This window comes from Mesorhizobium sp. GbtcB19 (assembly GCF_019091085.1).
Lineage (GTDB): Bacteria > Pseudomonadota > Alphaproteobacteria > Rhizobiales > Rhizobiaceae > Mesorhizobium.
In genome coordinates this window covers 110,421-133,836 of record NZ_JAGXJY010000008.1, presented here as the reverse complement: position 1 = coordinate 133,836, position 23,416 = coordinate 110,421, and the positions used below count along the sequence as shown (strand labels likewise).

Here is a 23,416-nt window from a genome sequence, read left to right as displayed (position 1 = left end):
TTCCTCCAACGATTTCGCATTGCACCATTTTTGTGTTTTACGAAACCGTGGCGGAATTATTTCGAACTCAAAGCGAATGTCAAACGAAATATCACAGCTGAGTGAAACAGCCGTGACACGCGCCTATTCGAGGTCCGTCTCGATCAGCCGGACCTCCGTCTCCTCGCAAATCCGGCGGATCGACGGGATTTCGCAACGATCGGTGATGAAGGTATTCACCTGCGAAAGATGCCCGATCCGAACCGGCGCCGTGCGCTCGAACTTGGTCCGATCGGAGACCAGAATGACATGGCGCGCATTGGCGATGATGGCCTGGGCGACCTTCACCTCGCGAAAATCGAAATCGAGCAGCGCGCCGTCATGGTCGATCGCCGAGGCGCCGATGACGGCGTAATCGACTTTGAACTGGCGGATGAAATCGACCGCCGCCTCACCGACGATGCCGCCGTCGGAGCCGCGCACGACGCCGCCGGCGATCACCACCTCTATCGAAGGATAGATGCGCATCCTATTGGCAACATTGATATTATTGGTAATGACCATAAGTCCGTTGTGGTCGAGCAGCGACTTGCTGACCGCCTCGGTGGTGGTGCCGATATTGATGAACAGCGAGGCGTTGTCCGGGATCAGCCGCGCCGCCGCGCTGCCGATCGCCTCCTTCTCGTCGGCGGCAATCTTGCGCCGCGCCTCGTACTCCATGTTCTCGATGCCGGACGGAAACAGCGCGCCGCCGTGGATGCGGGTGAGCAGACGCTGATCGCACAGATCGTTGAGATCCTTGCGGATGGTCTGCGGCGTTACATTGAAATGCGTAGCCAGGTCATCGACCAGAACTCGGCCGTGGTCTTTCGCCATCTGGATGATTTCTGCATGGCGCGGCGAAAGAAACATCGCGCGTTCTCCCGTTTTCGTTTTTCCCCTCTATATGGGAAAACGAAAGCGGAGAAAAGGCAAGCGGCCGGCTAATGAATTTCAGCGCGGCCGCGAGCAACACCGCCGCTATCGGGCGTCACACGCGCTCCGCCGCCTTGCGTTCGACGGAAACGGCCTTGGCCGGTGCGCGGACCATCAGGAACTTGCCCGACCAGTTCCCGCGAATGCGCCAGATGCCTTCGATTTCAGTGGCATCGCCGTTCAGTCGTCCGCTGTAGTCGATCGGCTGCGCGTTCGGTCCGCCATTGGTGTAGGTCTTGACGAAAACAACTGCCCTGCCGTCGCGCCGCCCTTCCAAGGTCGCATAGCGCAACGCGCTGGTGGCTGGACTGGCCGGTTCGTGCGTCGTCCCCGTCAAAGCGGATGCCGTCTCGAACAACGTCGCGACAAAGGAGACCGGCGCCAGCTCGCGCGGATAGAAATAGCGGCCGTTCCAGACACCGGTCAGGTTTTGCGCTGTCTCTTCGCGGGCGGTCACGATCTTCTCCCCGGCCGCGTTTTCGGCAACTATCTCAGGAGCGATCTTGCACATTCGCGGATGACATTGAAGGCCGCGTCGACATCCTCCGCCGTCGATTCGAACTGGCCGGCCTGGAAACGGATGGCGACCCGACCGTCGACCCGCGTCTGGGTCAGATAGATCCGGCCGTCGGTGTTGATGGCATCGACCAGGCGCAGATTGTGCTCATCCGGATCGGTGCCCGACGGCGCCCGGTGCCGGAACGAAAACAGCGACAGCATCGGTTCGCTGACGAGCTCGAAATCCGCTTCCCTGGCCAACTGCACGGCCAGTCCTTCGCTCCAGGCGACGTGGTTGCGGATCATGTTGCGCAGTCCTTCGAGGCCATGGGCCCGCAAAAGGAACCAGAGTTTCAGCGCGCGGAAACGGCGCCCGAGCGGCACCGACCATTCCGAATAGTTGATGATGCCGTCATGGCCGCGCGTCTTCAGATAGTCCGGCTTGATCGCCAGCGTGCGTACCAGGTCTTCCGGCTGACGCACGAACTGGATCGAGCAGTCGAACTGCGCGCCCAGCCACTTATGCGGATTGAAGACGATGGAATCGGCGCCTTCGACACCGGCCCAGAAATGCCGGTATTCCGGGCAGATCATCGCCGATCCGGCCCAGGCGGCGTCGACATGCAGGTAAAGCCCATGCCGCTTCGCGACCGCGGCCACCGCCGCGATGTCGTCCGTGCCGCCGGTGCTGGTGCCGCCGACGCAGGCGATGATGCCGGCCGGCAGTAGGCCGGCTTCGCGATCGGCAACGATCGCGGCCTCCAGCGCGGCCGTGTCCATGGCGCGAAAACGGCCTGAGACCGGGATGCGGACGAGGTTTTCCTCGCCGATGCCCGAAACCCAGATGGCGCGGTCGATCGAGGTATGGACCTGGTCTGAGGAATAGACCCGCAGCTTGCCCTGCCCGGCCAGTCCCTTTTTGTTGCCCTGCCAGTCGAGCGCGCGCTCGCGCATCGTCAGCACCGCGGCAAGCGTCGCCGACGAGGCAGAATCCTGGATGACGCCGGAAAAGCCTTCCGGCAGGCCGAGCGCCTGGCGCATCCAGTCGACGATGCGCATCTCGAGCTCGGTCGCCGCCGGCGAGGTCTGCCACAGCATGCATTGCGCGGCCATCGCCGAGACCAGATATTCCGCCACGACCGAGACCGGTGCCGCATTAGCGGGGAAATAGGCGAAGAAGCGCGGATGTTGCCAATGCGTCATCCCCGGCACGATCTTGGTTTCGAAATCGGCGAAGATCTTTTCCATTGGCTCGGGCAATTCGGGCGGCGAAGTCTCGATGCTCCTGAATATCTCACCCGGCGCAATGGCCGGCCGCACCGGACGGTCACGCAGGCCGGCCCGATAATCGGCGCCCCAATCGGCGGCCCGCCTCGACCAGTCGCGGAATGTTTCGTTGTCCATCTATCCTCCCGAGCCCAGCCGCAAAGCGGCAGGCAAGCTAGCCTTGGATATTGATTAACATGTTAAATATAGGCGCGCAACCGGCCGCGAAATGCGAACGCTATCCCGGAAAATCCGGCAGGCTGGCAAAGGCCGTCTTCAAGGCGTTCGACCAGCCATCGGAAATGGTGCGGTAATACGGATCGTCCTGGCCGATGCGCCTGTTGAGCCCGACTTTGAAGCTGTCTAGTTCAAGGAACAGCAAGTCGAGCGGCAGCCCGACCGAGAGGTTGGATTTCAGCGTCGAATCGAACGACACCAGAAGCAGCTTCACCGTCTCGGCCAGGCTCATCGCCCGGTCATAGGCGCGGATGATGATCGGCTTGCCGTATTTCGTCTCGCCGATCTGGAAGAACGGCGTGTCGTCGGTCGACTCGATGAAATTGCCTTCCGGATAGATCATGAACAGCCTTGGCGGGCTGCCCTTGATCTGGCCGCCGAGAATGAAGGAGGCGTTGAAATAGGAATCCGCCTTCTCGCCGTCCGGCGAGGCATGCGCGATCACTTCCTTGACCGTGTCGCCGATCAGCCGCACCGTCTGATACATGGACGGCGTCTCGAGCAGCTTCTCGTGGCGGTCGCTGACTGCCTTGTTACGCTCGTCGAGCAGGCTGACCACGGCTTGCGTCGTGGCAAGGTTGCCCGCCGACATCAGCACGATGACGCGTTCGCCCGGCTGTTCCCAGACATGCATCTTCTTGAAGGTCGAGATCGAATCCATGCCGGCATTGGTGCGCGTGTCCGACATGAACACGAGCCCACGATCGATCTTGAGGCCGACGCAATAGGTCATGAGTCTTCTTAGCAGCGAATCTCGGCAGAAATTACTGCTCGACAGTGACGGTCACGGCAAGCTTCTCCTGCGCCTGTCCCAGCAGTATCCCCGACACTGGCGAGGCGTCGCGATAGTCGCGCCCCATCGCCACCCGCACATAGCGTTCGTCGGGAGAGATACCGTTCGCCGGATCGAAGGCAACCCAGCCGAGCCCGACGACATAGGCCTCGGCCCAGGCGTGGCTCGCCGCCTGCTCGACGGCCGCATCCATCATCAGATAGCCGCTGATATAGCGGGCGGGAAAGCCAAGCGCCCCGGCTGCGGCAATGAAGATGTGGCTATGATCCTGGCAGACGCCGGATTTCAGCGCCAGCGCTTCTTCCGCCGGCGTCACTACGCTGGTCGTGCCCGGCTTGTAGGCGACGCGTTCGCGGATCGCGCCCATCAGTGCGTGCAGCCGCTCGATCTCGGTGCCCTGCCCGATCGTGCCGGCCAATTCACGAATGCCCTCGCCGGCCGCTGTGAGGGGCGTCTGCTGTGCGAACAGCCAGAGCGGCGCGTAGCCCTGATGCGGGCCCGTTATGCCAGCCGTGTCATGCGTCGTCACCTCGCCCGCCGCCTCGACGACGATCGCGCTGTGGCCGCTCTCGGCGCTCAACAGCCGCGTCTCGTTGCCGAAATGGTCGGTGAAGCGAACCTCCTCGCGCGCGCCTTCCACCTTGATCGCCCATGAACCGACGGTCTGCGTGCGCCCGTTGGAAGGCAGCAAGCGCAGCCTTTGCAGCAGATACTGCACCGGCGCATCGTAATGATATTCGGTGCGATGGGAGATCTTGAGCCGCATAACGCCCGCCCTCAGCTTTACTCAGTAGAACCGATAATCCTGGGCGATCTCGTCGCCCAGCCTGGTGTTGTCGCGAATGAACTCGGCCAGGAACTCATGCAGACCGTGATCGAATATGTCCTTGATCGAGCCCCGCTTGAGCATCGCCTGGATCTTCTCGGCGGTGCCGTGGCAGGCGTGGCGCGCGCCATAGTCGTCGGCGAGGAATTTCAGATGCTCGCCAAGGAAGCGGTAGCAGAAGGTCAGCGAGCGCGGCATGCGCACATTGAGGATCAGATAGTCGGCAATGTTCGTCGGCTTATAGTCGGCTTCATAAACCCAGCGATAGGAGCGGTGCGCCGACACCGAGCGCAGGATCGACTCCCACTGGTAGTTGTCCAGCGTCGATCCGACCCAGGACAGCGATGGCAGCAGCACATAATATTTCACGTCGAGGATGCGCGCCGTGTTGTCGGCGCGCTCGACATAAGTTCCAAGCTGCGAGAAATCGAAAATCTCGTTGCGCAGCATCGTGCCGTAGAACGAGCCGCGGATCAGCGCCGTCTCGCGCTTGATGGCGTCGAGCACCGTCGGCAGGTCGCGTTCGTCAATCGGCCTCGCCAGCATGCGCTTCAGCGACATCCAGGCTTCGTTGATGCTTTCCCAGGTCTCGCGCGTCAGTGCCGTGCGAACCATGCGGGCATTGTTGCGCGCCGTCTCGATCGACGACATCGTGCTCGACGGGTTCGAGGTGTCGCGCAAAAGAAAGTCGGACACGTTGGCTGCGGTGTAGTCCTGGTATTTCTGGCTGAAGGCGATGTCCGAGCCGGCGCTGAGCAGCACCGAATTCCATTCCTCCGAAGCGCTCTGCGTGCGCGTCAGCGCCATGCGCAATCCGGCATCGACCAGGCGCGCCATGTTTTCGGCCCGCTCGATATAGCGGTTCATCCAGTAAAGACCGTTGGCGGTGCGGCCCAAAAGCATATCAATCTGCCTCGGTGTCGAGCGGGTAGCGAATAGCGAGTAGCGAATAGGGAAGAATGCGTCTCATGATTGCTGCGTCCCCCTTCTCAGCTCAATCATCCAACACCCAGGTGTCCTTGGTGCCGCCTCCCTGCGAGGAATTCACCACCAGCGAGCCTTGCTTCAGCGCGACACGAGTCAATCCACCCGGCACGATCTGGATGCGGTCTGAAACCAGCACATAGGGCCGAAGATCGACATGGCGTGGCGACAGGCCCTTTTCCGTGAGAATCGGGCAGGTCGACAGCGCCAGCGTCGGCTGGGCGATGTAATTCGAAGGTTTCGCCTGCAGCTTCTTGGCGAACTCCTGGCATTCCTTCTTGGTCGCCGCCGGGCCGACCAGCATGCCGTAGCCGCCGGAGCCGTGCACTTCCTTGATGACCAGCTCGTGGATGTGCTCGAGCACATATTTGAGGCTGTCCGGCTCCGAGCAGCGCCAGGTCGGGATGTTGCCGAGGATCGCTTTGCGGCCGGTGTAGAATTCGACGATCTCCGGCATGTAGGAATAGATCGCCTTGTCGTCGGCGATGCCGGTGCCCGGCGCATTGGCGATGGTGATGTTGCCGGCGCGGTAGACATCCATGATGCCCGGCACGCCGAGCGCGGAATCAGGGCGGAACGTCAGCGGATCGAGGAAGTTGTCGTCGACGCGCCGGTAGAGCACGTCGATCTGCTTGTAGCCTTCGGTGGTGCGCATCGCGACATGGCCGTCGACGACACGCAGATCCTGTCCTTCGACGAGCTGCACGCCCATCTGGTCGGCGAGGAAGGCGTGTTCGAAATAGGCCGAATTGTACGAACCGGGCGTCAGCACCGCGATGGTCGGCGTGCCCTTGGTGCTTTGCGGCCGCACCGCCGCGAGCGACTGGCGCAAAAGCTGCGGATAATTCTCGACCGGCCGCACCTTGATCTTCTGGAACAGCTCCGGAAAGAGCTGCATCATCGTCTCGCGGTTCTCCAGCATGTAGGAGACGCCCGACGGCGTGCGGGCATTGTCCTCCAGCACGTAGAACTCGTTCTCCGAGATGCGCACGATGTCGACGCCGATGATGTGGGTGTAGACGCCGGCCGGCGGCCGCACCCCGATCATCTCGGGCAGGAAGGCCTCGTTCTTCGCCACCAGATCCTTGGGCACGCGCCCGGCGCGCAGGATCTCCTGCCGGTGGTAGATGTCGTCGAGAAAGGCGTTCAGCGCTTGCACGCGCTGCTCGATGCCTTGCGTCAGCCGGCGCCATTCCTGGCCGGAGAGGATGCGCGGCACGATGTCGAAAGGGATCAGCCGCTCGGAAGCTTCCTGCTCGCCATAGACGGCAAAGGTGATGCCGGTCTTGCGGAAGACGCGCTCGGCATCCTGCATTTTTTCGGTAAGCCTGGCCGGATCCTGCTCCTTCAGCCAGCGATCGTAAGCCTCATAAGGTCTTCTCAATCCGGAAACTTCCGGAAGCATTTCGTCGAAAGCTGCCAATCGCTTACTCCCCTCTGCGACCATTTCACTGGCCTCGCCGAAGAAAATCAAGCGCAATCGGTGATTTAGGGCGCGATGGACGCCACTCTATGCAAATTGCCTGAAATTAGGGCATGAGCGGCAAGGTCGGGTCAGCTCCTGCTTCCCGGCCGGGCACCGCCGGGGCCGGTCAGAACGCCCGGAAGGTCACGATGGTGAACGTGTCCTTGATTCCCGGCAGAATCTGCACCCGCTCGTTGACGAAGTGGCCGACGTCTTCCTCGTCGTCGATATAAAATTTGGCGAGCAGGTCGAAATTGCCGGCGGTCGAGTAGATCTCGGAGGCGATCTCGGCATCGGCGAGCGCGCTGGCGACCTCATAGGATTTGCCCAGATCGCACTTAATCTGCACGAAAAATGCCTTCATTGCCCGGTCCTGCCAGCCTTCGACGCAAGTAAGCGGCCCTTGTGGCAGACTGCCGCCCGGCTTTCAAGCATTACGCGGCGCGCACCTCAAAGAGTGCCTGATCCCGCCTCCTGACGCCGAAATGGCGAAATCTTCGCAGGCTGGTGAAACCACGCCGTGCCGCGATGCGTATGTTAGAGTGCGTCCACCACGCGAATTCCGGGGAGGCATGCCATGCGCCGCGCATTGTTCGCATTAGCTCTTGTTCCGATGTTGATCGCCTCGCTTGCCTTCGCCGGCGACGCCGAGGTCAAGGCCGCGCAGACGGTCATCGACAGCCAGCTGAGGGCTTTCATCGCCAATGACGGCGCCACCGCTTACAGTTTCGCCGCGCCGAATGTGAAGCAGATCTTTCCAACCGTCGACACCTTCATGAACATGGTGACGAATGGCTACGCACCGGTGCGCAAGCCACAATCCTATTCCTTCGGCAAGGTCGAGGAGACCGGACCGGGTTCGATCATCCAGCAGGTGCTGATCGTCGGCCCCGACGGCAAGGACTATGAGGCGGTCTATACGTTGCAGCAGCAGGCGGATGGCAGTTTCAAGATTACCGGCTGCAGCCTGCGCGCCTCGACCTCGGTCAGTACGTAAGTCCGGCCAACGTGACCCAGGTGGCTGCTAATCTCGGCGGCTATACAGTGTCCAGCCCAAACCGGAGAGACCCCAGAAGACAGACGTGCCGGCTCGTTCGTAGGCAAGCGCGCAGTCGAAGGCCACGCGCTCCGGCTGTTTCTGGAGATCCCCTTCCAAAATAAGCCAGTCGGCGCGTTCGGCACAAATCTTGTCCTGGGTGACGAGCGACGCTTTGCGATTAGTGCGCGCCGCGAAATAGTCGACCACCATGCCGGTGCGGAATTCGGCGTTGGTGGCATAGGTGGCGGCGGCGCCGCTCCGTGTCATCTCGTCCACGATGTCGGAATAGGAACCGCGCCCATGCTCGTAGAACCGGGCGAGCAGCGTCATGCTGCTGCCCGCGACGAGCACGAGCGCCCCGGCGGCGCAAAGCCTTCTCGTGCCGCCCGCCTCGAAGCCGCGCCCGATCATGTCCCCGGCCCAAAGCAGCAGCAAGGCGCCGCTGACGAGGAAATAGCGCGGGAATTCGAGATTCGGCAGATGCGCCACCGCCATCAGGGCGGGCAGCCCGACGATGCCGATGGCATAGAGACTGGCACGGCGATCGCGAGAAACGCCGGCATAGGCCAGAACCAGGACGCCGACGGCCGCGATGCAAATCCAGCCGCTGATCCAATCCGGCAGGCCGAAAAAATAGCGGATCATTCCGCCGTAACCGACGGCGAATGTTTCAAGCGAGAAGGGCGAAAACCCGCCGACGTTGAAGCCGAACAGTCGAGCGCCTGCGACAATTGCCACGGCAAGCGGAAGCACGGCAAGGAACGCAGGCAGGAAGACCTGGACAAGCTCGCCGTTGACGGCAGCCAGACTGCGGCTGCGTTGCCAGCTTAGCCACGCCGTCCAGGCCGTCAGCACCACCACCGTTTCGACCATCGTCAGATGGGAGAGGAAGCCAAGCAGAATTGCCGCGGCAAGGGCGATGCCATATGAACCCTGCTTGTCGAGCCGGCGCTCCAGAAGAGCCACGGCAACGAGTGTGAACAGCACCAGGCCAGCATAGCCACGCGCCTCCGAGCCGTAGTGAACCATCGGATAGCTCACTGCGAACAGCAGCCCCGACGCAACCATTGCCCAGCGTCCGCGCGATATCACCGCGGCTGCAATGACGGTGCAGGTACCGAGCGTTATCGACAGGCCGCGCTGGATCAGCGGCGCGGCGGCGGGGCCGACGACATACTGGTAGATCGAGTTGAGGAAGTGATTGTTGTCGTGGTTAATACGCCAGAATATCTGGTCGATCGACGTCAGGGGACCCAGCAGCGAGATGCTCCAGATCTCGTCCTGCCAGAGATTCCCGCGCGCGCCGAGCACACGCAAGGTCAGCCCGACAAGCGCGATCGCCGAGATTGCAAGCACCAGACCGACGCTGCGTTGGCGAAACGCCGCCGGTTCTGGCCGGTCAACTGATAAATCAGCAAGTGCGGTTGACGTATCTAATCTCACCAAAGCCGCGCCGCCCTTCGACAAGATGTGGCAAAGGAAACTTACGCTTCCTTTGATTTATGAAAGGTTTTCTGACGGCTTCGCCATCAAAGAGCCAGGATGTCGCCCCTCGCCCAGCCTTCGGTGATCTCGGCGGCGCGCGCTTCAAAACCGTGCCTCTCGATAGCTGCCCGGATGTCCTGCATCAGCTTCTGATAGTAGGACAGGTTGTTCCAGGTCAGCAGCATGGCGCCGAGCGACTCCTGCGAACGGACAAGGTGGTGCAGGTAGGCGCGTGAATAGTCGCGCGCCGCCGGGCAGTCGCTTTCCTCGTCGAGCGGACGCGGATCGTCGGCGTGGCGGGCATTCCTCAGATTGACTTTGCCGCGCCGCGTGTAGGCGAGGCCATGGCGGCCGGCGCGGGTCGGCATGACGCAGTCGAACATATCGATGCCGCGCGCCACCGATTTCAGGATATCGTCCGGCGTGCCGACGCCCATCAGATAGCGCGGCTTGTCGGCCGGCAGTTCCGGACAGGTGATGTCGAGCATCTCCAGCATCACCGATTGCGGCTCGCCGACCGCCAGCCCGCCGACGGCATAGCCTTTCAGGTCCATCGCCTTGAGCGCCTGCGCCGAACGCACGCGCATCGGCGCGCTGTCGCCGCCCTGGACGATGCCGAACATCGCCTTGCCCGGCTGGTCGCCGAAGGCCGTCTTGCAGCGCTCGGCCCAGCGCAGCGACAATTCCATGGCGCGCTCAATCTCTTTCGGCCTGGCCGGCAGCGCCACGCATTCGTCGAGCTGCATCTGGATGTCGGAATCGAGCAGCCCCTGGATTTCGATCGAACGCTCCGGCGACATTTCGTAGGGCGCGCCGTCGATATGCGAACGGAAGGTGACGCCCTGTTCGGTCAGTTTCCTGAGCTTCGACAGCGACATCACCTGGAAGCCGCCGCTGTCGGTCAGGATCGGATGCGGCCAGCGGGCGAACTCATGCAGGCCGCCGAGCCTGGCCACACGCTCCGCACCCGGCCGCAGCATCAGGTGGTAGGTGTTGCCGAGGATGATGTCGGCGCCGACGTCGCGCACCTGGTCCATATACATGGCCTTGACGGTGCCGCCAGTGCCGACCGGCATGAAGGCCGGCGTGCGGATTTCGCCGCGCGGCATCGAGACAAGGCCGCGCCTGGCCTTGCCGTCGCTGGCAAGCACCTTGAAGGAAAAAGTCTCAGCCATTGAATTCCTTGTCGTGCACCGGCGCGCCTGGCGCCTGCTCGTCGAGCGACTGCCGGTAGCGGATGCAGCCGCGCATGAATTTAGGCCATGGCGGCACGGCGATGGAAGGCTCGGTCTTTTCCGGCAAAAGGTCCCAGAGATCGGGATGATGCCAGCACAGATCATGCCCGCTGGTGTCGCGATGCGCGCGGATACCGGCGCGAAGCTTCTTCACTTCCGCGATCAGGAAATCGCGGTTCATGCCGTCGAGGTCATCGTCCATCGCTCGTCTCCGCTCGGCAAAGCAGGCTGGCGTCGCCATAGGAGTAGAACCTGTAGCGGTTGTCGATGGCATGCGCATAGGCCGAGCGCATCGTCTCCAGCCCGCTGAAGGCGGAGACCAGCATGAACAGCGTCGAGCGCGGCAGATGGAAATTGGTCATCAGCATGTCGGCGGTACGGAAGCGGTAGCCGGGCGTGATGAAGATGTCGGTCGGTCCGGACCAGGGCTCGATCTGGCCTTCTGCGCGGGCAGCGCTTTCAAGCAAGCGCAGCGACGTCGTGCCGACGCAGATGATCCGCCCTCCCCGCGCCTTTGCCACGTTGAGCGCCGCCGCCGTCTCGGCACTTACCGAGCCGGTCTCGGCATGCATCTTGTGATCGGCCGTGTCGTCGGCTTTTACAGGAAGGAAAGTGCCGGCGCCGACATGCAGCGTGACGAAACGGCGCTCGACACCTTTGGCGTCGAGCGCGGCAAACAGCGCCGGCGTGAAATGCAGGCCGGCGGTCGGGGCCGCGACGGCACCCTCTTCCCTGGCATAGATGGTCTGGTAATCGGCGCGGTCGCGCTCGTCGTCATCGCGCTTCGAGGCGATATAGGGCGGCAGCGGAATGTGGCCGACGGCGTGCAGCGCCTCGTCGAGGAACGGCCCGGAGAGGTCGAAGCCGAGCAGCGCCTCGCCCGCCTCGCCCTTCTCGAGCACCGTCGCGTCGAGCTGGCCGAGGAAGCAGGAATTGCCGTCATGGCCGAAATGGATGCGGTCGCCGGCGGCGATGCGCTTGCCCGGCCGCATGAAGGCCTGCCAGCGGTCCGGCGCCACGCGCATATGCAGCGTCGCCTCGACCTGCGCCACCGCCTCGCCGCGCTTGCGCATGCCTTTCAGCTGCGCCGGAATGACCTTGGTGTCGTTGAACACCAGCACGTCGCCTTCGCACAGCAGCGACGGCAAATCGCTCACAGTCCGGTCCTGAAGCGTTTCGCCGGGCCTGACAATCAGCAGCCTGGCGCTGTCGCGCGGCTCCGCCGGACGAAGCGCGATGCGCTCTTCCGGCAGGTCGAAGTCGAACAGGTCGACGCGCATCAGTAGAGCCGGATGAGCAGCGCCCCGGCAAGCAGCAGCATGGCGCCGGCGACGCGGCCAAGCGAGATTTCGCGCACCGCCACGCCAAGGAAGCCGGCGCGGTCGATCAGCATGCCGGCGAGCAGCTGCCCGGCGACCAGGAACGCCATCAGCGCGGCGGCGCCGATGCGCGGGGTGAGAATGGTCGAGAGCGTGACGTAGAAGCCGCCGAGCATGCCGCCGGCGATGAACAGCCATGGCGCCGGCGCCTTCCAGTCGAGCGAAATGCCCTGCAGCCTCACCACCGCGAAGGCAATGATGCCAAGGACGATGGCGCCGGACAGGAACGAGAATGCGGCGGCGGCCACGGGAAGGCCGAGGCCGCGCGCCAGTTGCGAATTGATCGGCGCCTGGATGGCGATGAAGGCACCCGACAGGATGCCAAGCAGGGACCAGACTGCGCCCATCATCGTTTGCCTTTACTTGACGTCGGCCGCGACCTTCAGCGACACGATCTTGTCGGGATCCTGAACCGGCTCGCCGCGCTTGATCTCGTCGACATTCTCCATGCCTTCGATGACCTGGCCCCAGACCGTGTACTGGCGGTTGAGGAAGGCAGCGTCGTCGAAGCAGATGAAGAACTGCGAGTTCGCCGAATTCGGGTTCTGGGCGCGCGCCATCGAGCAGGCGCCGCGGCCGTGATTGGCGTTGGAGAACTCGGCCTTCAGGTCCGGCTTGTCGGAGCCGCCCATGCCGGCCCTTGAAGGAGCATAGGTGGGCTTCGACGAATTGCCGAACTTGACGTCGCCGGTCTGCGCCATGAAGCCGTCGATGACGCGGTGGAACACCACGCCGTCATAGGCGCCTTCCCGCGCCAGCTCCTTGATGCGGGCGACGTGGCCCGGCGCCAGCTCGGGATACATTTCGATGACGACCTGGCCCTTGGTCGTTTCCATGATGAGCGCGTTGTCGCGGTCCTTGATCTCAGCCATGTCAGAAATCCTTTTTGAAAATTGCGGGGGGTTACTTGCCGTCGGCGGCGATGCGAACCTTGATCATGCTGTCGGGGTCGGTGACGGTGCCGTTGTCGGCCTCGTCGCCCTTCTTGATCTTGTCGACGAGGTCCATGCCGCCGACCACCTTGCCGACGATGGTGTACTGCCCGTCGAGGTTCGGCGCCGGCGCGAACATGATGAAGAACTGCGAGTTGGCTGAGTTCGGATCCTGCGAACGGGCCATGCCGACCACGCCGCGGGTGAACTGCTCGCTCTGCGAGAATTCGGCCGGCAGGTTGGGCAGGTCGGAACCGCCGGTGCCGACAGCCTCGGGGTTGAAACCCTTCTTCACGTTGCCGAACTTGACGTCGCCGGTCTGCGCCATGAAGCCGTCGATGACGCGGTGGAAGGCGACATTGTCATAGGCGCCGTCACGCACCAGCTTCTTGATCTGCGCGACATGCTTGGGCGCCAGGTCAGGACGCAACGCGATGGTCACGTCGCCACCCTTCAGCGTGATGACCATGGTGTTTTCCTTGTCGGCGGCGACAGCCGGCAGGGATGCGGCGAAAAGGCCGGCGAGCACGACAAGGAACGAAGCGAGCTTCTTCAGCTGCATGGATATCTCCGGGAAAGCCTATTTGGTGAACTTGGCGGTGAGCGCGCCGGCAACGGCCGCCGGCACGAATGGGCGGATGTCGCCGCCCATCGACGCAATCTGGCGCACGAGTGTGGCGGTAATGGTGCGCACCGAAGGACTGGCGGGCAGAAAAACGGTCTGCAATTCCGGCGCCATCGTCTCGTTCATACCGGCCATCTGCATCTCGTAATCGAGGTCGGTGCCGTCACGCAGGCCCCGGATCATGATCGAGGCGCCGTTCTTCCTTGCGGCGTCGATGACCAGCCCGTCGAAGGAAACGACCTTGATGCGGCCGCTGTCCTTGCCGAATTCGGCCTTGGTCGCGGCCTCGATCAGCGCCACGCGTTCTTCGAACGAAAACAATGGCTTCTTGCCCGGATGGATGCCGATTGCCGCATAGACGGTGTCGGCCACGGCCAGCGAGGCTTTCAGCACATCGAGATGGCCATTGGTCAGCGGGTCAAAGGAGCCGGCATAAAGGGCGGTGCGTTCGGTCATGGCAGGCTTCTAGCGGGCGGGCGTACGGAAGGCAAATCCGATTAATTGCGGGCATCCGTGAACCATTTCGCGGACATGAACGACACATGAATGCGACGATCACGAACGTTTCACGCAGCGTTCACTAGGTTGCCGCTTCAAGAGGTGAAACCAAATCACCATTTCTTTCGTTGTAAGCGCAGGAGAACACGCAAATGCTGATCTACATGCTTGCCACTGCAATGACCATCGTGATGCTGATCGCGACTGCTTTCGGATTGCATCAGGAAGCAGCGCGGGTACGCGTCAAGGCCAACACCAGGCGGCTCGATGGTTTCGCTCGTCGCAACGTTTACCGTCGCCACTGATCCCCACCATGACCGCACCGGCCCAGAGGGCCGGTGAAGCCTGAGCCGAGCTTATTCGCTATCGCCCGTGTCGTCGGCGCCAGCCTCGTTCGAAGGCACATCTTCGGCCTCTTCGTCCGACTGCGGCTCCGAAATCCGCTCGACCGAGACAACCTTCTCGCCTTCGGCCGTGTTGAAGATCGTCACGCCCTTGGTGGCGCGGCTGGCGAAACGTATGCCGTTGACCGGCACACGGATGACCGTGCCGCCGTCCGAAACCAGCATGATCTGATCGTCATTGTCGACCGGGAACGTCGCGACCAGACGGCCGATCTCAGCTGTCTTCGACACGTCGGTGGCGCGGATACCCTTGCCGCCGCGCCCCGTCAGGCGGAAATCGTAGGACGACGAGCGCTTGCCGTAACCATATTCGGTCACCGTCAGCACAAGCCTTTCATGCGCCTTGAGGAATTCGTAGCGCTCCTCGGAAAGTTCGGCTTCCTCGCCGACCTCCTCATTGGTGAGCGCGATCTCCTCCTCGTCGCCGCTGGCGCCGGCGGCAAGGCGGCGCTCGGCTGCGGCGCGCTTCAGATAGGCGGCGCGCTCGGCGGGTGAGGCATCGACATTCTCGATGATGGACATCGAGATGATACGGTCCGTCTCGGCCATGCTTATGCCGCGCACGCCGACGGAATTGCGGCTCTGGAAGACGCGCACGTCGGAGACCCTGAAACGGATGCACTGGCCGGAATTTGCCGTCAAAAGCACATCGTCATCGTCGGTGCAGGTCTCGACGCCGAGGATTTCGTCGCCCTCTTCCTCCAGCTTCATGGCGATCTTGCCGTTGCGGTTGACCTGGACGAAGTCGGAGAGCTTGTTGCGGCGCACCGTGCCGCGCGTGGTGGCGAACATGACGTCGAGCTCGCCCCAACTGCTCTCGTCCTCGGGCAGCGGCATGATCGTGGTGATGCGCTCGCCCTGCTCCAGCGGCAGCATGTTGATCAGCGCCTTGCCGCGCGATTGCGGGTTGCCGATCGGCAGCCGCCAGACCTTTTCCTTGTAGACGATGCCGCGCGAGGAGAAGAACAGCACCGGCGTGTGCGTGTTGGCCACGAACAGCCGGGTGACGAAATCCTCTTCCTTGGTCGACATGCCGGAGCGGCCCTTGCCGCCGCGACGCTGCGCCCGGTAGAGCGACAGCGGCACGCGCTTGATGTAGCCGGAATGGCTGACGGTGACGACCATATCCTCGCGCTGGATCAGGTCCTCGTCTTCCATATCCGAACCGCCATCAGTCAGTTCGGTGCGGCGCGGTGTGCCGAACTCGTCACGGACCGCGATCAGTTCGTCCTTGACGATCTGCTGGATGCGTGCGCGGGACGACAAAATATCAAGGAAATCAACGATTTCGGCGCCGATCTGATTCAGCTCGTCGGCGATCTCGTCGCGGCCGAGCGCGGTCAGGCGCTGCAGGCGCAGTTCGAGGATGGCGCGAGCCTGCTCCTCGGAGAGATTGTAGGTGCCGTCCTCGTTGATGCGATGGCGCGGATCGTCGATCAGCTTGATCAGCGGCGCGACGTCGTGCGAAGGCCAGCGCCGCTCCATCAACTGCTCGCGCGCCGTCTGCGGATCGGGCGCGGTGCGGATGAGCTTGATCACCTCGTCTATGTTGGCGACGGCAATCGCCAGACCGACCAGCACATGTGCCCGCTCACGAGCCTTGCGCAGCAGATATTTCGTGCGGCGGCTGACGACCTCCTCACGAAAGCCGACAAAGGCCTTCAGCATGTCGATCAGCGTCAGCACTTCCGGCTTGCCGCCATTGAGCGCCACCATATTGGCGCCGAACGAGGTCTGCAGCGGCGTGAAGCGGTAGAGCTGGTTGAGGACGACCTCGGCCACGGCGTCACGCTTCAATTCGACGACGACGCGGTAGCCCTGGCGGTCGCTCTCGTCGCGAATGTCGGAAATGCCCTCGATGCGCTTGTCGCGCACCAGTTCGGCCATCTTCTCGATCATCGAGGCCTTGTTCACCTGATACGGAATCTCGGTGACGACGATCGATTCACGGTCATTGCCGCGTTGTTCGATTTCGACGCGGCCGCGCATGACGATCGAACCGCGGCCGGTCGAATAGGCGTTGTAGATGCCGGAACGGCCAAGCACGATGCCGCCGGTCGGGAAATCCGGGCCGGGCACGATCTCCATCAGCGCCGTCAAATCGATCGCCGGGTTGTCGATAAGGGCGATGGCGCCGTTGCAGACTTCGCTGAGATTGTGCGGCGGGATGTTGGTGGCCATGCCGACCGCGATGCCGCCCGAACCGTTGACCAGAAGGTTCGGGAAACGCGCCGGCAAGACCTTGGGCTCGCTGCCCGAAGCGTCGTAAGTATCCTGGAAGTCGACGGTTTCCTTGTCGATGTCCTCCAGGAGTTCATGCGCGACCTTGGTGAGCCTGGACTCGGTGTAGCGCATCGCCGCCGGCGGATCGCCGTCGATCGAGCCGAAATTGCCCTGACCGTCGATCAGCGGCACGCGCAGCGACCAGTCCTGCGCCATGCGCACCAAAGCGTCGTAGATCGAAGCGTCGCCATGCGGATGGTATTTACCCATCACGTCGGCGACGGGGCGGGCCGACTTCACATATTTGCGGTTCCAATGGTAGCCGCTTTCATGCGAGGCGTAGAGGATGCGGCGGTGCACCGGCTTCAGGCCGTCGCGCACGTCGGGCAGTGCACGGCTGACGATCACGCTCATGGCGTAATCGAGATAGGAGCGCTGCATCTCCTCGATGATCGAAATCGGCTCGATGCCGGTGGGGCCGCCATCCGGCCCGCGCGGTGTCTTCTGGTCGGTCAAATCAGGTCACAATCCAGTCGGGAATCACTGCATGCTTATATAGGAAGCTTCGCCGAAACTCCAACCTTGGCCGGACTTTTCCAGAGACAATTTTCGTGGTAATTTCAAAAGGATACCGCAGATTGCGACGATATGGCCACAGCGCTTTTCGCCCCGAAGTCGCGGTTGAAGGGGCATAGGCCGGCAATGGATCGTCACCCTGAGGCGGGCACGGCAGTCGCGGCGAACCGAAACTCCTGGTTGCCCCTGCGCGCCTTGAGCGGCTGGACGACGAAAGACCTCAACGGCGATCTGGCGGCCGGCATCACGCTCGCCGCGATCGCCATTCCCGAGCAGATGGCGACGGCGCGGCTCGGCGGCTTCGCGCCGGAGATCGGCTTCTTCGCCTTCGTCGCCGGATCGGTTGCCTTCGCGCTGTTCGGCGCCAATCGCCATTTGTCGGCCGGCGCGGATTCAACCATCACGCCACTGTTCGCCGGCGGCCTGGCGCTGATCGCCACCTCCGGCTCGCCGCACTATCTGGCGCTCGCGGCCATGCTGGCGCTGATGGTGGGGCTGCTGGTGGCGCTCAGCGGTATTTTGCGTCTCGGCTGGATTGCCGATCTCCTGTCGGTGCCGGTCACCACCGGCTTCCTCGCCGGCATTTCCGTCCACATCATCGTCTCGCAATTGCCTTCCTTGCTCGGCCTGCCGCCGGACAGCGGCGAGACCGTGCGGCGCGTCGGCGAGATCGCCGCCAACCTTCACCTCACCAATCCGTGGAGCCTGGCGCTCGGGCTCGGCGTGTTCGCGATCGTCTTCGTCTCGGAGCATATCAGCGCCCGGATCCCGGCAGCCTTGATCGGCATGGTTCTGGCGACGCTTGCGGTTACCGCCTTCGACTTGAAGAGCCGGGGCGTCGAAGTGCTCGGCGCCCTGCCCGACGGCTTGCCGGCTCCCGGCATGCCGACCGCCGACTTCCAGGACGCTCAGGCGCTTGTCCCGCTCGCGCTGCTGATCGCCATCGTCGTCATGGTGCAGACGGCGGCCACCAGCCGCTCTTTTGCATCGCAGGCCGGCGAAGCACCCGACGTCAACCGCGATTTCGTCGGCGTCGGCGCGGGCAGCATCGTGGCCGGCCTGTTCGGCGCCTTTGCGGTCAACGCCAGCCCGCCGCGCACGGCCATCGTCGCGCAGACAGGCGGCCGCTCGCAGCTGTCAGGCCTGATCGCGGCGGCCATCGTGTTGGTGCTCAGCGTTTTCGGGGGAAGCCTGCTTGCCAACGTGCCGCAGGCCGCGCTTGCCGGCGTGCTGATGTTCGTGGCCCAGCATATCCTGCGCTGGCAAGTCTTCGCCAAGGTCTGGCGCCAGGCACCGGTCGAGTTTGCGCTGATCCTGATCACCATGATCGCAATCGTCGTGCTGCCGATCGAAACCGGCGTCGCGATCGGCATCGGCTTGTCGCTGCTCTATGGCATCTGGGGCTCGACGCGCACGGAGCCGATCGAACTGGCGCAGGTGCCGGGCACCTCGGTATGGTGGCCGCCGAGCAATTCGAGCGCGGGCGCGCCGCATCCCGGCGTGCTGGTGGCGGCGTTCCAGGCGCCGCTTTCCTTCGTCAACGCCGACCGTTTCAAACGTGGCCTCACCGACTTGATCGACGCCAGGAGCGAGGACGTGAAGCTGGTGGTGCTGGAGGCCAGCAACATCGTCGAGATCGACTATACCGCCGCCCAGGCGCTGATCGACACTATCCGCCATTGTCGCGACAAAGGCGCGGTCTTTGCTATCGCCCGCATGGAATCGCTGCGCGCCCAGGCGGCGCTGAAGCGGTTCGGCATCGCTGACATCGTCGGCACGCAGCGGATATTCCACAGCGTCGACGCGGCGATCAAATCACTTGGTCCGGGGAAACCGCAGCAAAAAGAACAGGATGGAGTGCCATGATCGATCCCCGAGAACCCATTGTAACCCCGATCCCCGTCGAGGAACTGAGACCGACCCAGATCACGGTCGGCATGCGGGAAGTGGAGTTGAAGCGCCAGATGATCCGGGCGCAAGACGCCAAGAGGAAGACCGGCGCCTTTCTCGGCAAGCACATGGTGCCGGTGGTATTGGGTCCGAAGAATCGCAACTACGTCACCGATCACCATCATCTCGCTCGCGCCCTGCTCGAGGAGGGCGTCAAGGACGTGCTGGTGACGGTGATCGCAGACCTGTCCGCGCTCGACAAGGACGCGTTTTTCTTCGTGCTCGACAATCGCGGCTGGATGCACCCGTTCGACGAGAACGGCCGGCGCCGCGATTACTCGGCCATTCCAAAGACCATCGGCGAGCTGGTCGATGATCCGTACCGCAGCGTGGCGGGCGAGCTGCGCCGGTTGGGCGGCTACGCCAAGGACACGACGCCGTTCAGCGAATTCATCTGGGCGGATTTTTTGCGCCGGCGCATCGATCGGAGCGCGGTTGCGAAGAACTTCGACAAGGCGATGAAGGATGCCCTGACGCTCGCCAGGAGCAAGGACGCGGACTATCTGCCTGGATGGTGCGGGCCGACAGACGATTGACGACGCATCCGACAGGCAGCGGCGATTTCTATCAGCGAGCGCGATAGGCGCCCGGCGCCTCGCCCATCTCGCGCCGGAACCGGCGGTTGAAGGTCGACAGGTCGTTGAAGCCGGCATCGAAGGCGATCGTCGAGATCGCCGAGTCCGAGCTGCGCAGCCGCACCGCGGCTCGGTGCAGCCTTGTCCTTAGCAGGAACTGGTAGGGCGTCATGCCGGCAACCTGCCGGAATGTACGCAGGAAATGAAACGGGCTGGTCGCCGTGCCGTCGGCAAGCTCGGTCAGCGATAGCGGCCGCTCGCCGTTGAGCTCGATCAGGCGCACCGCCTCGGCAACGCGTTTCTGGTCGCGGCGGCTGGGCGCCCCCGCAACTCCGGAAGACCCGGCCGCAGCCGTTACCACCGCGCCGGCAAGGCGCAGGCCGAGTTCCTCGAACGCTCCGCCGTCGCCCGTTTCTCGCGCCGCCTCCGCCTCGGCCAGCAACGGCGCCAGAGCCGGCAAGGGCGGCAAACGCGGATCGGCGAAGCCGAGCCGCTTCGCGCCCGGCAGTTCCGCCATCACACGTTCCAGATAGGCCGGTGAAAAATGGAAGGAGAGGCAGCGGTCGCCGGCACCGTGCTCGTGCCCGCATTCGTAGCAGGCGCCCGGATTGCCGAGCAGCATGGCGCCGGGCGTCAGCATCGCCGTGCCCTGTCGGGTGCGATAGCGGAACGTGCCTCTGGTCACGGCGGCAACGCAGAAGCCGCGATGCTCTTCCTCGAACGGCTTGTCGCCGGCTGCGGCTGTGCAGATCACGTCCGACACATGCCATCCATGTCCGGAAGCCAGGGTTTTCTGTGCGGTCGTCATGGCGAAAAGATAGCAATTTTTCCCAAGCCAAGAACCCTGCCATGCCCCTATTCCTCGCCCTCTCCTGACAAAAGAGGCAGCAGCAATGACCGATGCTTTCATCGAGGCCCTGCACAGCGAAGGCCCCAATCCGGATCTCGCCGAAAAACTGGAGCTCTATGGCCGCTTCATCGGCGCCTGGACATTCGACGCCACGCGCATTCTGGAAGATGGCACCAGGCTCACGGGGCGCGGCGAGGTGCATTTCGGCTGGGTTCTGGAAGGCAGGGCCGTGCAGGACGTCTGGATCCTGCCCGCGCGCGACGCCGGTCCATCTCCGGCGCTCGGGCCATGGACCTTCTACGGCACGACATTGCGCGTCTACGATCCTCGTGAAGACGCCTGGCACATCTTCTGGAGCGATCCGCGCAACCAGTATTACAGCCGGCAACTCGGCCGCGCCGAGGACGACACGATCGTCCAGGTCGGCGCCGACGGCACCGGCGCGTCGGTACGCTGGAGCTTTTCACGCATCACCGAGAATTCGTTCCGCTGGCTCGGCGAGCGGTCGCATGACGGCGGCGCGACCTGGCGCATGGAGGTCGAGTTCCTGGCCCGGCGCGCGACTCCAGCCTGATCGACCAACCAATTGCAATCATGGAGAAAACAATGCTCGACCATGTCTCGATCGGCGTTCGTGACGCCGGCGCTTCGAAACGCTTCTACGACGCGGCGCTGAAGCCGCTCGGCTATTCCTGCCTCAGCCAGTCGCCCGGCTCCCTCGGTTACGGCGCTCAAGCCGTCCAGCTTTGGGTGAACGACGCTGGCCGGCCGGTGCCGGCCGACGCGGACTCCGGCTTGCACTTCTGTTTCTCGGCACCGACGCGCGCCAGTGTCGACGCCTTCCATGCCGCCGCATTGCGTGAGGGCGGCAAGGACAACGGCCGGCCCGGACTGCGCGCGGCCTATGGCGACAGCTACTACGCCGCGTTCGTCATCGACCCGGATGGCTATCGGTTGGAAGCCTATTGCGGCAAGGCCGAATAGCCGGCTGATTTCCCTTCCCGCCTGTTCCCACCGCCCGGGCTTTGCTCTACCAATTGCGGAGCCTGGGCTTGGCCCGGCGGGAGGGGACCAGCGATGCCGAGTTTCGACAGCCTGTTCAACGCCTTCGTCACCATACTGGTGACCATCGACCCGCCGGGACTGGCGCCGCTTTTCCTCGCCGTCACGCGCGGCATGAACCGCGAGGAACGCCAGCAGGTCTCGGTCCGCGCCTCGGTGATCGGCTTCCTGGTGATGGCGCTGTTCGCGATTGCCGGCGCCTCGATCCTGTCGGTGTTCGGCATCACGCTGCCGGCCTTCCGTGTCGCCGGCGGTTTCCTGTTGTTCTTCATCGCCTTCGAAATGGTGTTCGAGCGCCGCCAGGACCGCAAGGAGAAGATCGGCGACGTCGCCATCACCAAGGACATGATCCACAACATCGCCGCCTTCCCGCTGGCGATCCCGCTGATCGCCGGCCCGGGCGCGATCTCGGCGACGGTGCTGCTGTCGGGACATTTCGAAGGCTTTGCCGCTCAGGCAGCCCTGGTCGGCATCATCTTCCTCTGCCTCGTCATCACCTATCTGGTGTTCGTGCTGTCGGAACGCATCGACCGCATCCTCGGCCAGACGGGACGCTCGATCCTGACGCGATTGCTCGGCGTGATCCTCGCGGCGCTCGCCGTACAGTTCGTGGCCGACGGCGTCCGGGCGCTGACGGCCGCTTGACCAGTACCCTACTGCCTACTGCCTACTGCCTACTGCCTACTGCCTACTTCGCCGCCGTTTCGACCACCTCGAAATCATGCGTGAGCGTGGCTGTCTTCGCCATCATGGCGCTGGCCGAGCAGTATTTTTCGATCGACAGATCGATCGCCCGTTTGACCTTGTCGTGCGACAGCGCGCGGCCCTTGACGATGAAATGCATGTGGATGCGCGTGAACACTTTTGGGTCGGTCTCGGCCCGGTCGGCGTCGAGCTCGACCACGCAGTCCTCGATCGCCTCGCGGCCCTTCTCGAGGATGTGCACGACGTCATAGGCCGAGCAGCCACCGGTGCCGATCAGCACCAGCTCCATCGGGCTCGGTCCAGGCGTCTTGCCGTCCGGCCCATGCGCCGTGCCCAGCACCACCTTGTGGCCGCTGCCGGACTCGCCGACGAACGTGCGCTCCTCGACCCATTTGACGCGTGCTTTCACGTTTGACTTTCCTTACGAGGTTTCGCCGCCCTACTGGCCGAACACGACGGCATGCATGATCCGGCCGGGCAGCAGGGTAAAAATGCCGGCGCCGATCAGCGCGAACAGATAGAGTTTTATCATGGCGCCGCGATGCGCCGCCACCTTATGCGTGTGCGCATACCATGCCGCCAAAGGCACGGTGACCAGCACCAGGATCGACAGGAGATGGATCGGGCTGAACGGACCGACGAGCCGGATCTGCTGGATCCAGAAGCTCGATATGGCGATGACCAGCATCAGCGCCACCCAGGCATAGCCCAGCGCGCGGTGACGCATCGTGCCTTTCGGCAGCGCCAGCTGGGCGCCGCCGACGGCTAAAGCGGCTAAGGCCGCGAAGGCATGCCATGGAATGGGGGGAGGCGCCGACAAAAGCGGTCCGAGCGACATCGCGCCTTGCCCTTAAA

General features: G+C 63.3%; 27 protein-coding genes. 7 read left to right on the top strand and 20 right to left on the bottom strand.

Features of this window, described 5'->3' with window-relative positions; translation table 11 throughout:
- Nucleotides 1–123 precede the first annotated feature (123 nt).
- From KVT37_RS16120 to KVT37_RS16085, 8 genes are all read right to left on the bottom strand, one after another.
- Nucleotides 124–891, bottom strand: coding sequence for a DeoR/GlpR family DNA-binding transcription regulator (locus tag KVT37_RS16120; RefSeq protein ID WP_217574704.1), 768 nt, complete (start codon nucleotides 889–891; stop codon nucleotides 124–126).
- 118 nt (nucleotides 892–1,009) lie between these two features.
- Nucleotides 1,010–1,411, bottom strand: a complete 402-nt coding sequence (locus KVT37_RS16115) for a hypothetical protein (RefSeq protein WP_217574702.1) — start codon at nucleotides 1,409–1,411, stop codon at nucleotides 1,010–1,012.
- Nucleotides 1,412–1,440: 29 nt separating this feature from the next.
- The gene (locus tag KVT37_RS16110; RefSeq protein ID WP_217574700.1) at nucleotides 1,441–2,856 is read right to left on the bottom strand and encodes an aspartate aminotransferase family protein; all 1,416 of its coding nucleotides are present in this window, start codon (nucleotides 2,854–2,856) and stop codon (nucleotides 1,441–1,443) included.
- Between the two features lie 100 nt (nucleotides 2,857–2,956).
- The gene (locus KVT37_RS16105) at nucleotides 2,957–3,688 is read right to left on the bottom strand and encodes a peptidase (RefSeq protein ID WP_217574698.1); all 732 of its coding nucleotides are present in this window, start codon (nucleotides 3,686–3,688) and stop codon (nucleotides 2,957–2,959) included.
- Nucleotides 3,689–3,719: 31 nt separating this feature from the next.
- A complete protein-coding gene (locus tag KVT37_RS16100) occupies nucleotides 3,720–4,514 on the bottom strand; it encodes a transglutaminase family protein (protein ID WP_217574696.1) in 795 nt (264 codons plus the stop codon).
- Between the two features lie 21 nt (nucleotides 4,515–4,535).
- On the bottom strand, nucleotides 4,536–5,477 hold the full coding sequence (locus KVT37_RS16095; RefSeq protein ID WP_217574694.1) for an alpha-E domain-containing protein: 942 nt from the start codon (nucleotides 5,475–5,477) through the stop codon (nucleotides 4,536–4,538).
- 91 nt (nucleotides 5,478–5,568) lie between these two features.
- Complete coding sequence (locus KVT37_RS16090) at nucleotides 5,569–6,981, bottom strand: circularly permuted type 2 ATP-grasp protein (RefSeq protein ID WP_217574693.1); 1,413 nt, start codon at nucleotides 6,979–6,981, stop codon at nucleotides 5,569–5,571.
- Nucleotides 6,982–7,150: 169 nt separating this feature from the next.
- Nucleotides 7,151–7,387 (bottom strand): Lrp/AsnC ligand binding domain-containing protein, encoded by a 237-nt coding sequence (locus tag KVT37_RS16085; RefSeq protein ID WP_112098429.1) that lies wholly within the window; start codon nucleotides 7,385–7,387, stop codon nucleotides 7,151–7,153.
- 213 nt (nucleotides 7,388–7,600) lie between these two features.
- Here KVT37_RS16085 and KVT37_RS16080 point away from each other — a divergent pair, with 213 nt between their 5' ends.
- The gene (locus KVT37_RS16080) at nucleotides 7,601–8,020 is read left to right on the top strand and encodes a DUF4864 domain-containing protein (RefSeq protein ID WP_217574691.1); all 420 of its coding nucleotides are present in this window, start codon (nucleotides 7,601–7,603) and stop codon (nucleotides 8,018–8,020) included.
- Between the two features lie 27 nt (nucleotides 8,021–8,047).
- Here KVT37_RS16080 and KVT37_RS16075 read toward each other — a convergent pair whose 3' ends face one another.
- From KVT37_RS16075 to coaD, 8 genes are all read right to left on the bottom strand, one after another.
- On the bottom strand, nucleotides 8,048–9,529 hold the full coding sequence (locus tag KVT37_RS16075; RefSeq protein ID WP_217574689.1) for a hypothetical protein: 1,482 nt from the start codon (nucleotides 9,527–9,529) through the stop codon (nucleotides 8,048–8,050).
- 62 nt (nucleotides 9,530–9,591) lie between these two features.
- Nucleotides 9,592–10,722: a tRNA guanosine(34) transglycosylase Tgt gene (gene tgt / locus KVT37_RS16070; protein WP_217574687.1), complete on the bottom strand. Its 1,131-nt coding sequence runs from the start codon at nucleotides 10,720–10,722 to the stop codon at nucleotides 9,592–9,594.
- A complete protein-coding gene (locus tag KVT37_RS16065; protein ID WP_217574685.1) occupies nucleotides 10,715–10,984 on the bottom strand; it encodes a hypothetical protein in 270 nt (89 codons plus the stop codon). Before KVT37_RS16065 ends, tgt begins: the two co-directional genes overlap by 8 nt.
- Nucleotides 10,974–12,062, bottom strand: coding sequence for a tRNA preQ1(34) S-adenosylmethionine ribosyltransferase-isomerase QueA (gene queA / locus KVT37_RS16060; RefSeq protein WP_217574683.1), 1,089 nt, complete (start codon nucleotides 12,060–12,062; stop codon nucleotides 10,974–10,976). Before queA ends, KVT37_RS16065 begins: the two co-directional genes overlap by 11 nt.
- On the bottom strand, nucleotides 12,062–12,511 hold the full coding sequence (locus KVT37_RS16055; RefSeq protein ID WP_217574681.1) for a DMT family transporter: 450 nt from the start codon (nucleotides 12,509–12,511) through the stop codon (nucleotides 12,062–12,064). The genes queA and KVT37_RS16055 overlap by 1 nt, the downstream gene beginning before the upstream one ends.
- Nucleotides 12,512–12,520: 9 nt before the next feature.
- Complete coding sequence (locus KVT37_RS16050) at nucleotides 12,521–13,033, bottom strand: peptidylprolyl isomerase (RefSeq protein ID WP_217574679.1); 513 nt, start codon at nucleotides 13,031–13,033, stop codon at nucleotides 12,521–12,523.
- Nucleotides 13,034–13,064: 31 nt separating this feature from the next.
- Nucleotides 13,065–13,562, bottom strand: coding sequence for a peptidylprolyl isomerase (locus tag KVT37_RS16045; protein ID WP_254634075.1), 498 nt, complete (start codon nucleotides 13,560–13,562; stop codon nucleotides 13,065–13,067).
- Nucleotides 13,563–13,673: 111 nt separating this feature from the next.
- Nucleotides 13,674–14,174 carry a pantetheine-phosphate adenylyltransferase gene (gene coaD / locus KVT37_RS16040; protein ID WP_217574675.1) on the bottom strand — a complete coding sequence of 167 codons (501 nt, stop codon included), beginning with the start codon at nucleotides 14,172–14,174 and terminating at the stop codon, nucleotides 13,674–13,676.
- Between the two features lie 194 nt (nucleotides 14,175–14,368).
- On the opposite strand from coaD, the gene KVT37_RS16035 reads away from it, so the two are divergent.
- A complete protein-coding gene (locus KVT37_RS16035) occupies nucleotides 14,369–14,521 on the top strand; it encodes a hypothetical protein (RefSeq protein ID WP_217574673.1) in 153 nt (50 codons plus the stop codon).
- A 51-nt stretch (nucleotides 14,522–14,572) separates the two neighbouring features.
- On the opposite strand, the gene gyrA is transcribed toward KVT37_RS16035, so the two are convergent.
- Complete coding sequence (gene gyrA, locus KVT37_RS16030) at nucleotides 14,573–17,359, bottom strand: DNA gyrase subunit A (RefSeq protein ID WP_217574670.1); 2,787 nt, start codon at nucleotides 17,357–17,359, stop codon at nucleotides 14,573–14,575.
- 186 nt (nucleotides 17,360–17,545) lie between these two features.
- Between gyrA and KVT37_RS16025 the strand changes: the two genes are divergently transcribed.
- Complete coding sequence (locus tag KVT37_RS16025; RefSeq protein ID WP_254634055.1) at nucleotides 17,546–19,285, top strand: SulP family inorganic anion transporter; 1,740 nt, start codon at nucleotides 17,546–17,548, stop codon at nucleotides 19,283–19,285.
- Entirely contained in the window at nucleotides 19,282–19,905 is a 624-nt protein-coding gene (locus KVT37_RS16020; RefSeq protein ID WP_217574667.1) for a ParB-like protein, read from the top strand. Before KVT37_RS16025 ends, KVT37_RS16020 begins: the two co-directional genes overlap by 4 nt.
- A gap of 31 nt (nucleotides 19,906–19,936) precedes the next feature.
- On the opposite strand, the gene KVT37_RS16015 is transcribed toward KVT37_RS16020, so the two are convergent.
- Nucleotides 19,937–20,752 (bottom strand): AraC family transcriptional regulator, encoded by an 816-nt coding sequence (locus KVT37_RS16015; protein WP_217574665.1) that lies wholly within the window; start codon nucleotides 20,750–20,752, stop codon nucleotides 19,937–19,939.
- An 85-nt stretch (nucleotides 20,753–20,837) separates the two neighbouring features.
- Between KVT37_RS16015 and KVT37_RS16010 the strand changes: the two genes are divergently transcribed.
- From KVT37_RS16010 to KVT37_RS16000, 3 genes are all read left to right on the top strand, one after another.
- Complete coding sequence (locus KVT37_RS16010) at nucleotides 20,838–21,368, top strand: hypothetical protein (protein ID WP_217574663.1); 531 nt, start codon at nucleotides 20,838–20,840, stop codon at nucleotides 21,366–21,368.
- 32 nt (nucleotides 21,369–21,400) lie between these two features.
- Entirely contained in the window at nucleotides 21,401–21,778 is a 378-nt protein-coding gene (locus KVT37_RS16005) for a VOC family protein (RefSeq protein WP_217574661.1), read from the top strand.
- A gap of 93 nt (nucleotides 21,779–21,871) precedes the next feature.
- Complete coding sequence (locus KVT37_RS16000; RefSeq protein ID WP_217574659.1) at nucleotides 21,872–22,501, top strand: MarC family protein; 630 nt, start codon at nucleotides 21,872–21,874, stop codon at nucleotides 22,499–22,501.
- Between the two features lie 43 nt (nucleotides 22,502–22,544).
- On the opposite strand, the gene KVT37_RS15995 is transcribed toward KVT37_RS16000, so the two are convergent.
- A complete protein-coding gene (locus KVT37_RS15995; RefSeq protein WP_217574657.1) occupies nucleotides 22,545–22,970 on the bottom strand; it encodes an OsmC family protein in 426 nt (141 codons plus the stop codon).
- A gap of 30 nt (nucleotides 22,971–23,000) precedes the next feature.
- Entirely contained in the window at nucleotides 23,001–23,399 is a 399-nt protein-coding gene (locus KVT37_RS15990) for a DUF2306 domain-containing protein (RefSeq protein ID WP_217574655.1), read from the bottom strand.
- Nucleotides 23,400–23,416 lie beyond the last annotated feature (17 nt).

What these genes read in the sequence shown, in the direction of transcription:
- tgt (WP_217574687.1), bottom strand. Translation starts at nt 10,722, where the DNA reads ATGGCTGAGACTTTTTCCTTCAAGGTGCTTGCCAGCGACGGCAAGGCC.
- KVT37_RS16000 (WP_217574659.1), top strand. Translation starts at nt 21,872, where the DNA reads ATGCCGAGTTTCGACAGCCTGTTCAACGCCTTCGTCACCATACTGGTG.
- coaD (WP_217574675.1), bottom strand. Translation starts at nt 14,174, where the DNA reads ATGACCGAACGCACCGCCCTTTATGCCGGCTCCTTTGACCCGCTGACC.
- KVT37_RS16110 (WP_217574700.1), bottom strand. Translation starts at nt 2,856, where the DNA reads ATGGACAACGAAACATTCCGCGACTGGTCGAGGCGGGCCGCCGATTGG.
- KVT37_RS15990 (WP_217574655.1), bottom strand. Translation starts at nt 23,399, where the DNA reads ATGTCGCTCGGACCGCTTTTGTCGGCGCCTCCCCCCATTCCATGGCAT.
- queA (WP_217574683.1), bottom strand. Translation starts at nt 12,062, where the DNA reads ATGCGCGTCGACCTGTTCGACTTCGACCTGCCGGAAGAGCGCATCGCG.
- KVT37_RS16085 (WP_112098429.1), bottom strand. Translation starts at nt 7,387, where the DNA reads ATGAAGGCATTTTTCGTGCAGATTAAGTGCGATCTGGGCAAATCCTAT.
- KVT37_RS16005 (WP_217574661.1), top strand. Translation starts at nt 21,401, where the DNA reads ATGCTCGACCATGTCTCGATCGGCGTTCGTGACGCCGGCGCTTCGAAA.
- KVT37_RS16065 (WP_217574685.1), bottom strand. Translation starts at nt 10,984, where the DNA reads ATGGACGATGACCTCGACGGCATGAACCGCGATTTCCTGATCGCGGAA.
- KVT37_RS16105 (WP_217574698.1), bottom strand. Translation starts at nt 3,688, where the DNA reads ATGACCTATTGCGTCGGCCTCAAGATCGATCGTGGGCTCGTGTTCATG.
- KVT37_RS16120 (WP_217574704.1), bottom strand. Translation starts at nt 891, where the DNA reads ATGTTTCTTTCGCCGCGCCATGCAGAAATCATCCAGATGGCGAAAGAC.
- KVT37_RS16100 (WP_217574696.1), bottom strand. Translation starts at nt 4,514, where the DNA reads ATGCGGCTCAAGATCTCCCATCGCACCGAATATCATTACGATGCGCCG.
- KVT37_RS16010 (WP_217574663.1), top strand. Translation starts at nt 20,838, where the DNA reads ATGACCGATGCTTTCATCGAGGCCCTGCACAGCGAAGGCCCCAATCCG.
- KVT37_RS16015 (WP_217574665.1), bottom strand. Translation starts at nt 20,752, where the DNA reads ATGACGACCGCACAGAAAACCCTGGCTTCCGGACATGGATGGCATGTG.
- KVT37_RS16080 (WP_217574691.1), top strand. Translation starts at nt 7,601, where the DNA reads ATGCGCCGCGCATTGTTCGCATTAGCTCTTGTTCCGATGTTGATCGCC.
- KVT37_RS16035 (WP_217574673.1), top strand. Translation starts at nt 14,369, where the DNA reads ATGCTGATCTACATGCTTGCCACTGCAATGACCATCGTGATGCTGATC.
- KVT37_RS16095 (WP_217574694.1), bottom strand. Translation starts at nt 5,477, where the DNA reads ATGCTTTTGGGCCGCACCGCCAACGGTCTTTACTGGATGAACCGCTAT.
- KVT37_RS16045 (WP_254634075.1), bottom strand. Translation starts at nt 13,562, where the DNA reads ATGGTCATCACGCTGAAGGGTGGCGACGTGACCATCGCGTTGCGTCCT.
- KVT37_RS16055 (WP_217574681.1), bottom strand. Translation starts at nt 12,511, where the DNA reads ATGATGGGCGCAGTCTGGTCCCTGCTTGGCATCCTGTCGGGTGCCTTC.
- KVT37_RS16025 (WP_254634055.1), top strand. Translation starts at nt 17,546, where the DNA reads ATGGATCGTCACCCTGAGGCGGGCACGGCAGTCGCGGCGAACCGAAAC.
- KVT37_RS16020 (WP_217574667.1), top strand. Translation starts at nt 19,282, where the DNA reads ATGATCGATCCCCGAGAACCCATTGTAACCCCGATCCCCGTCGAGGAA.
- KVT37_RS16050 (WP_217574679.1), bottom strand. Translation starts at nt 13,033, where the DNA reads ATGGCTGAGATCAAGGACCGCGACAACGCGCTCATCATGGAAACGACC.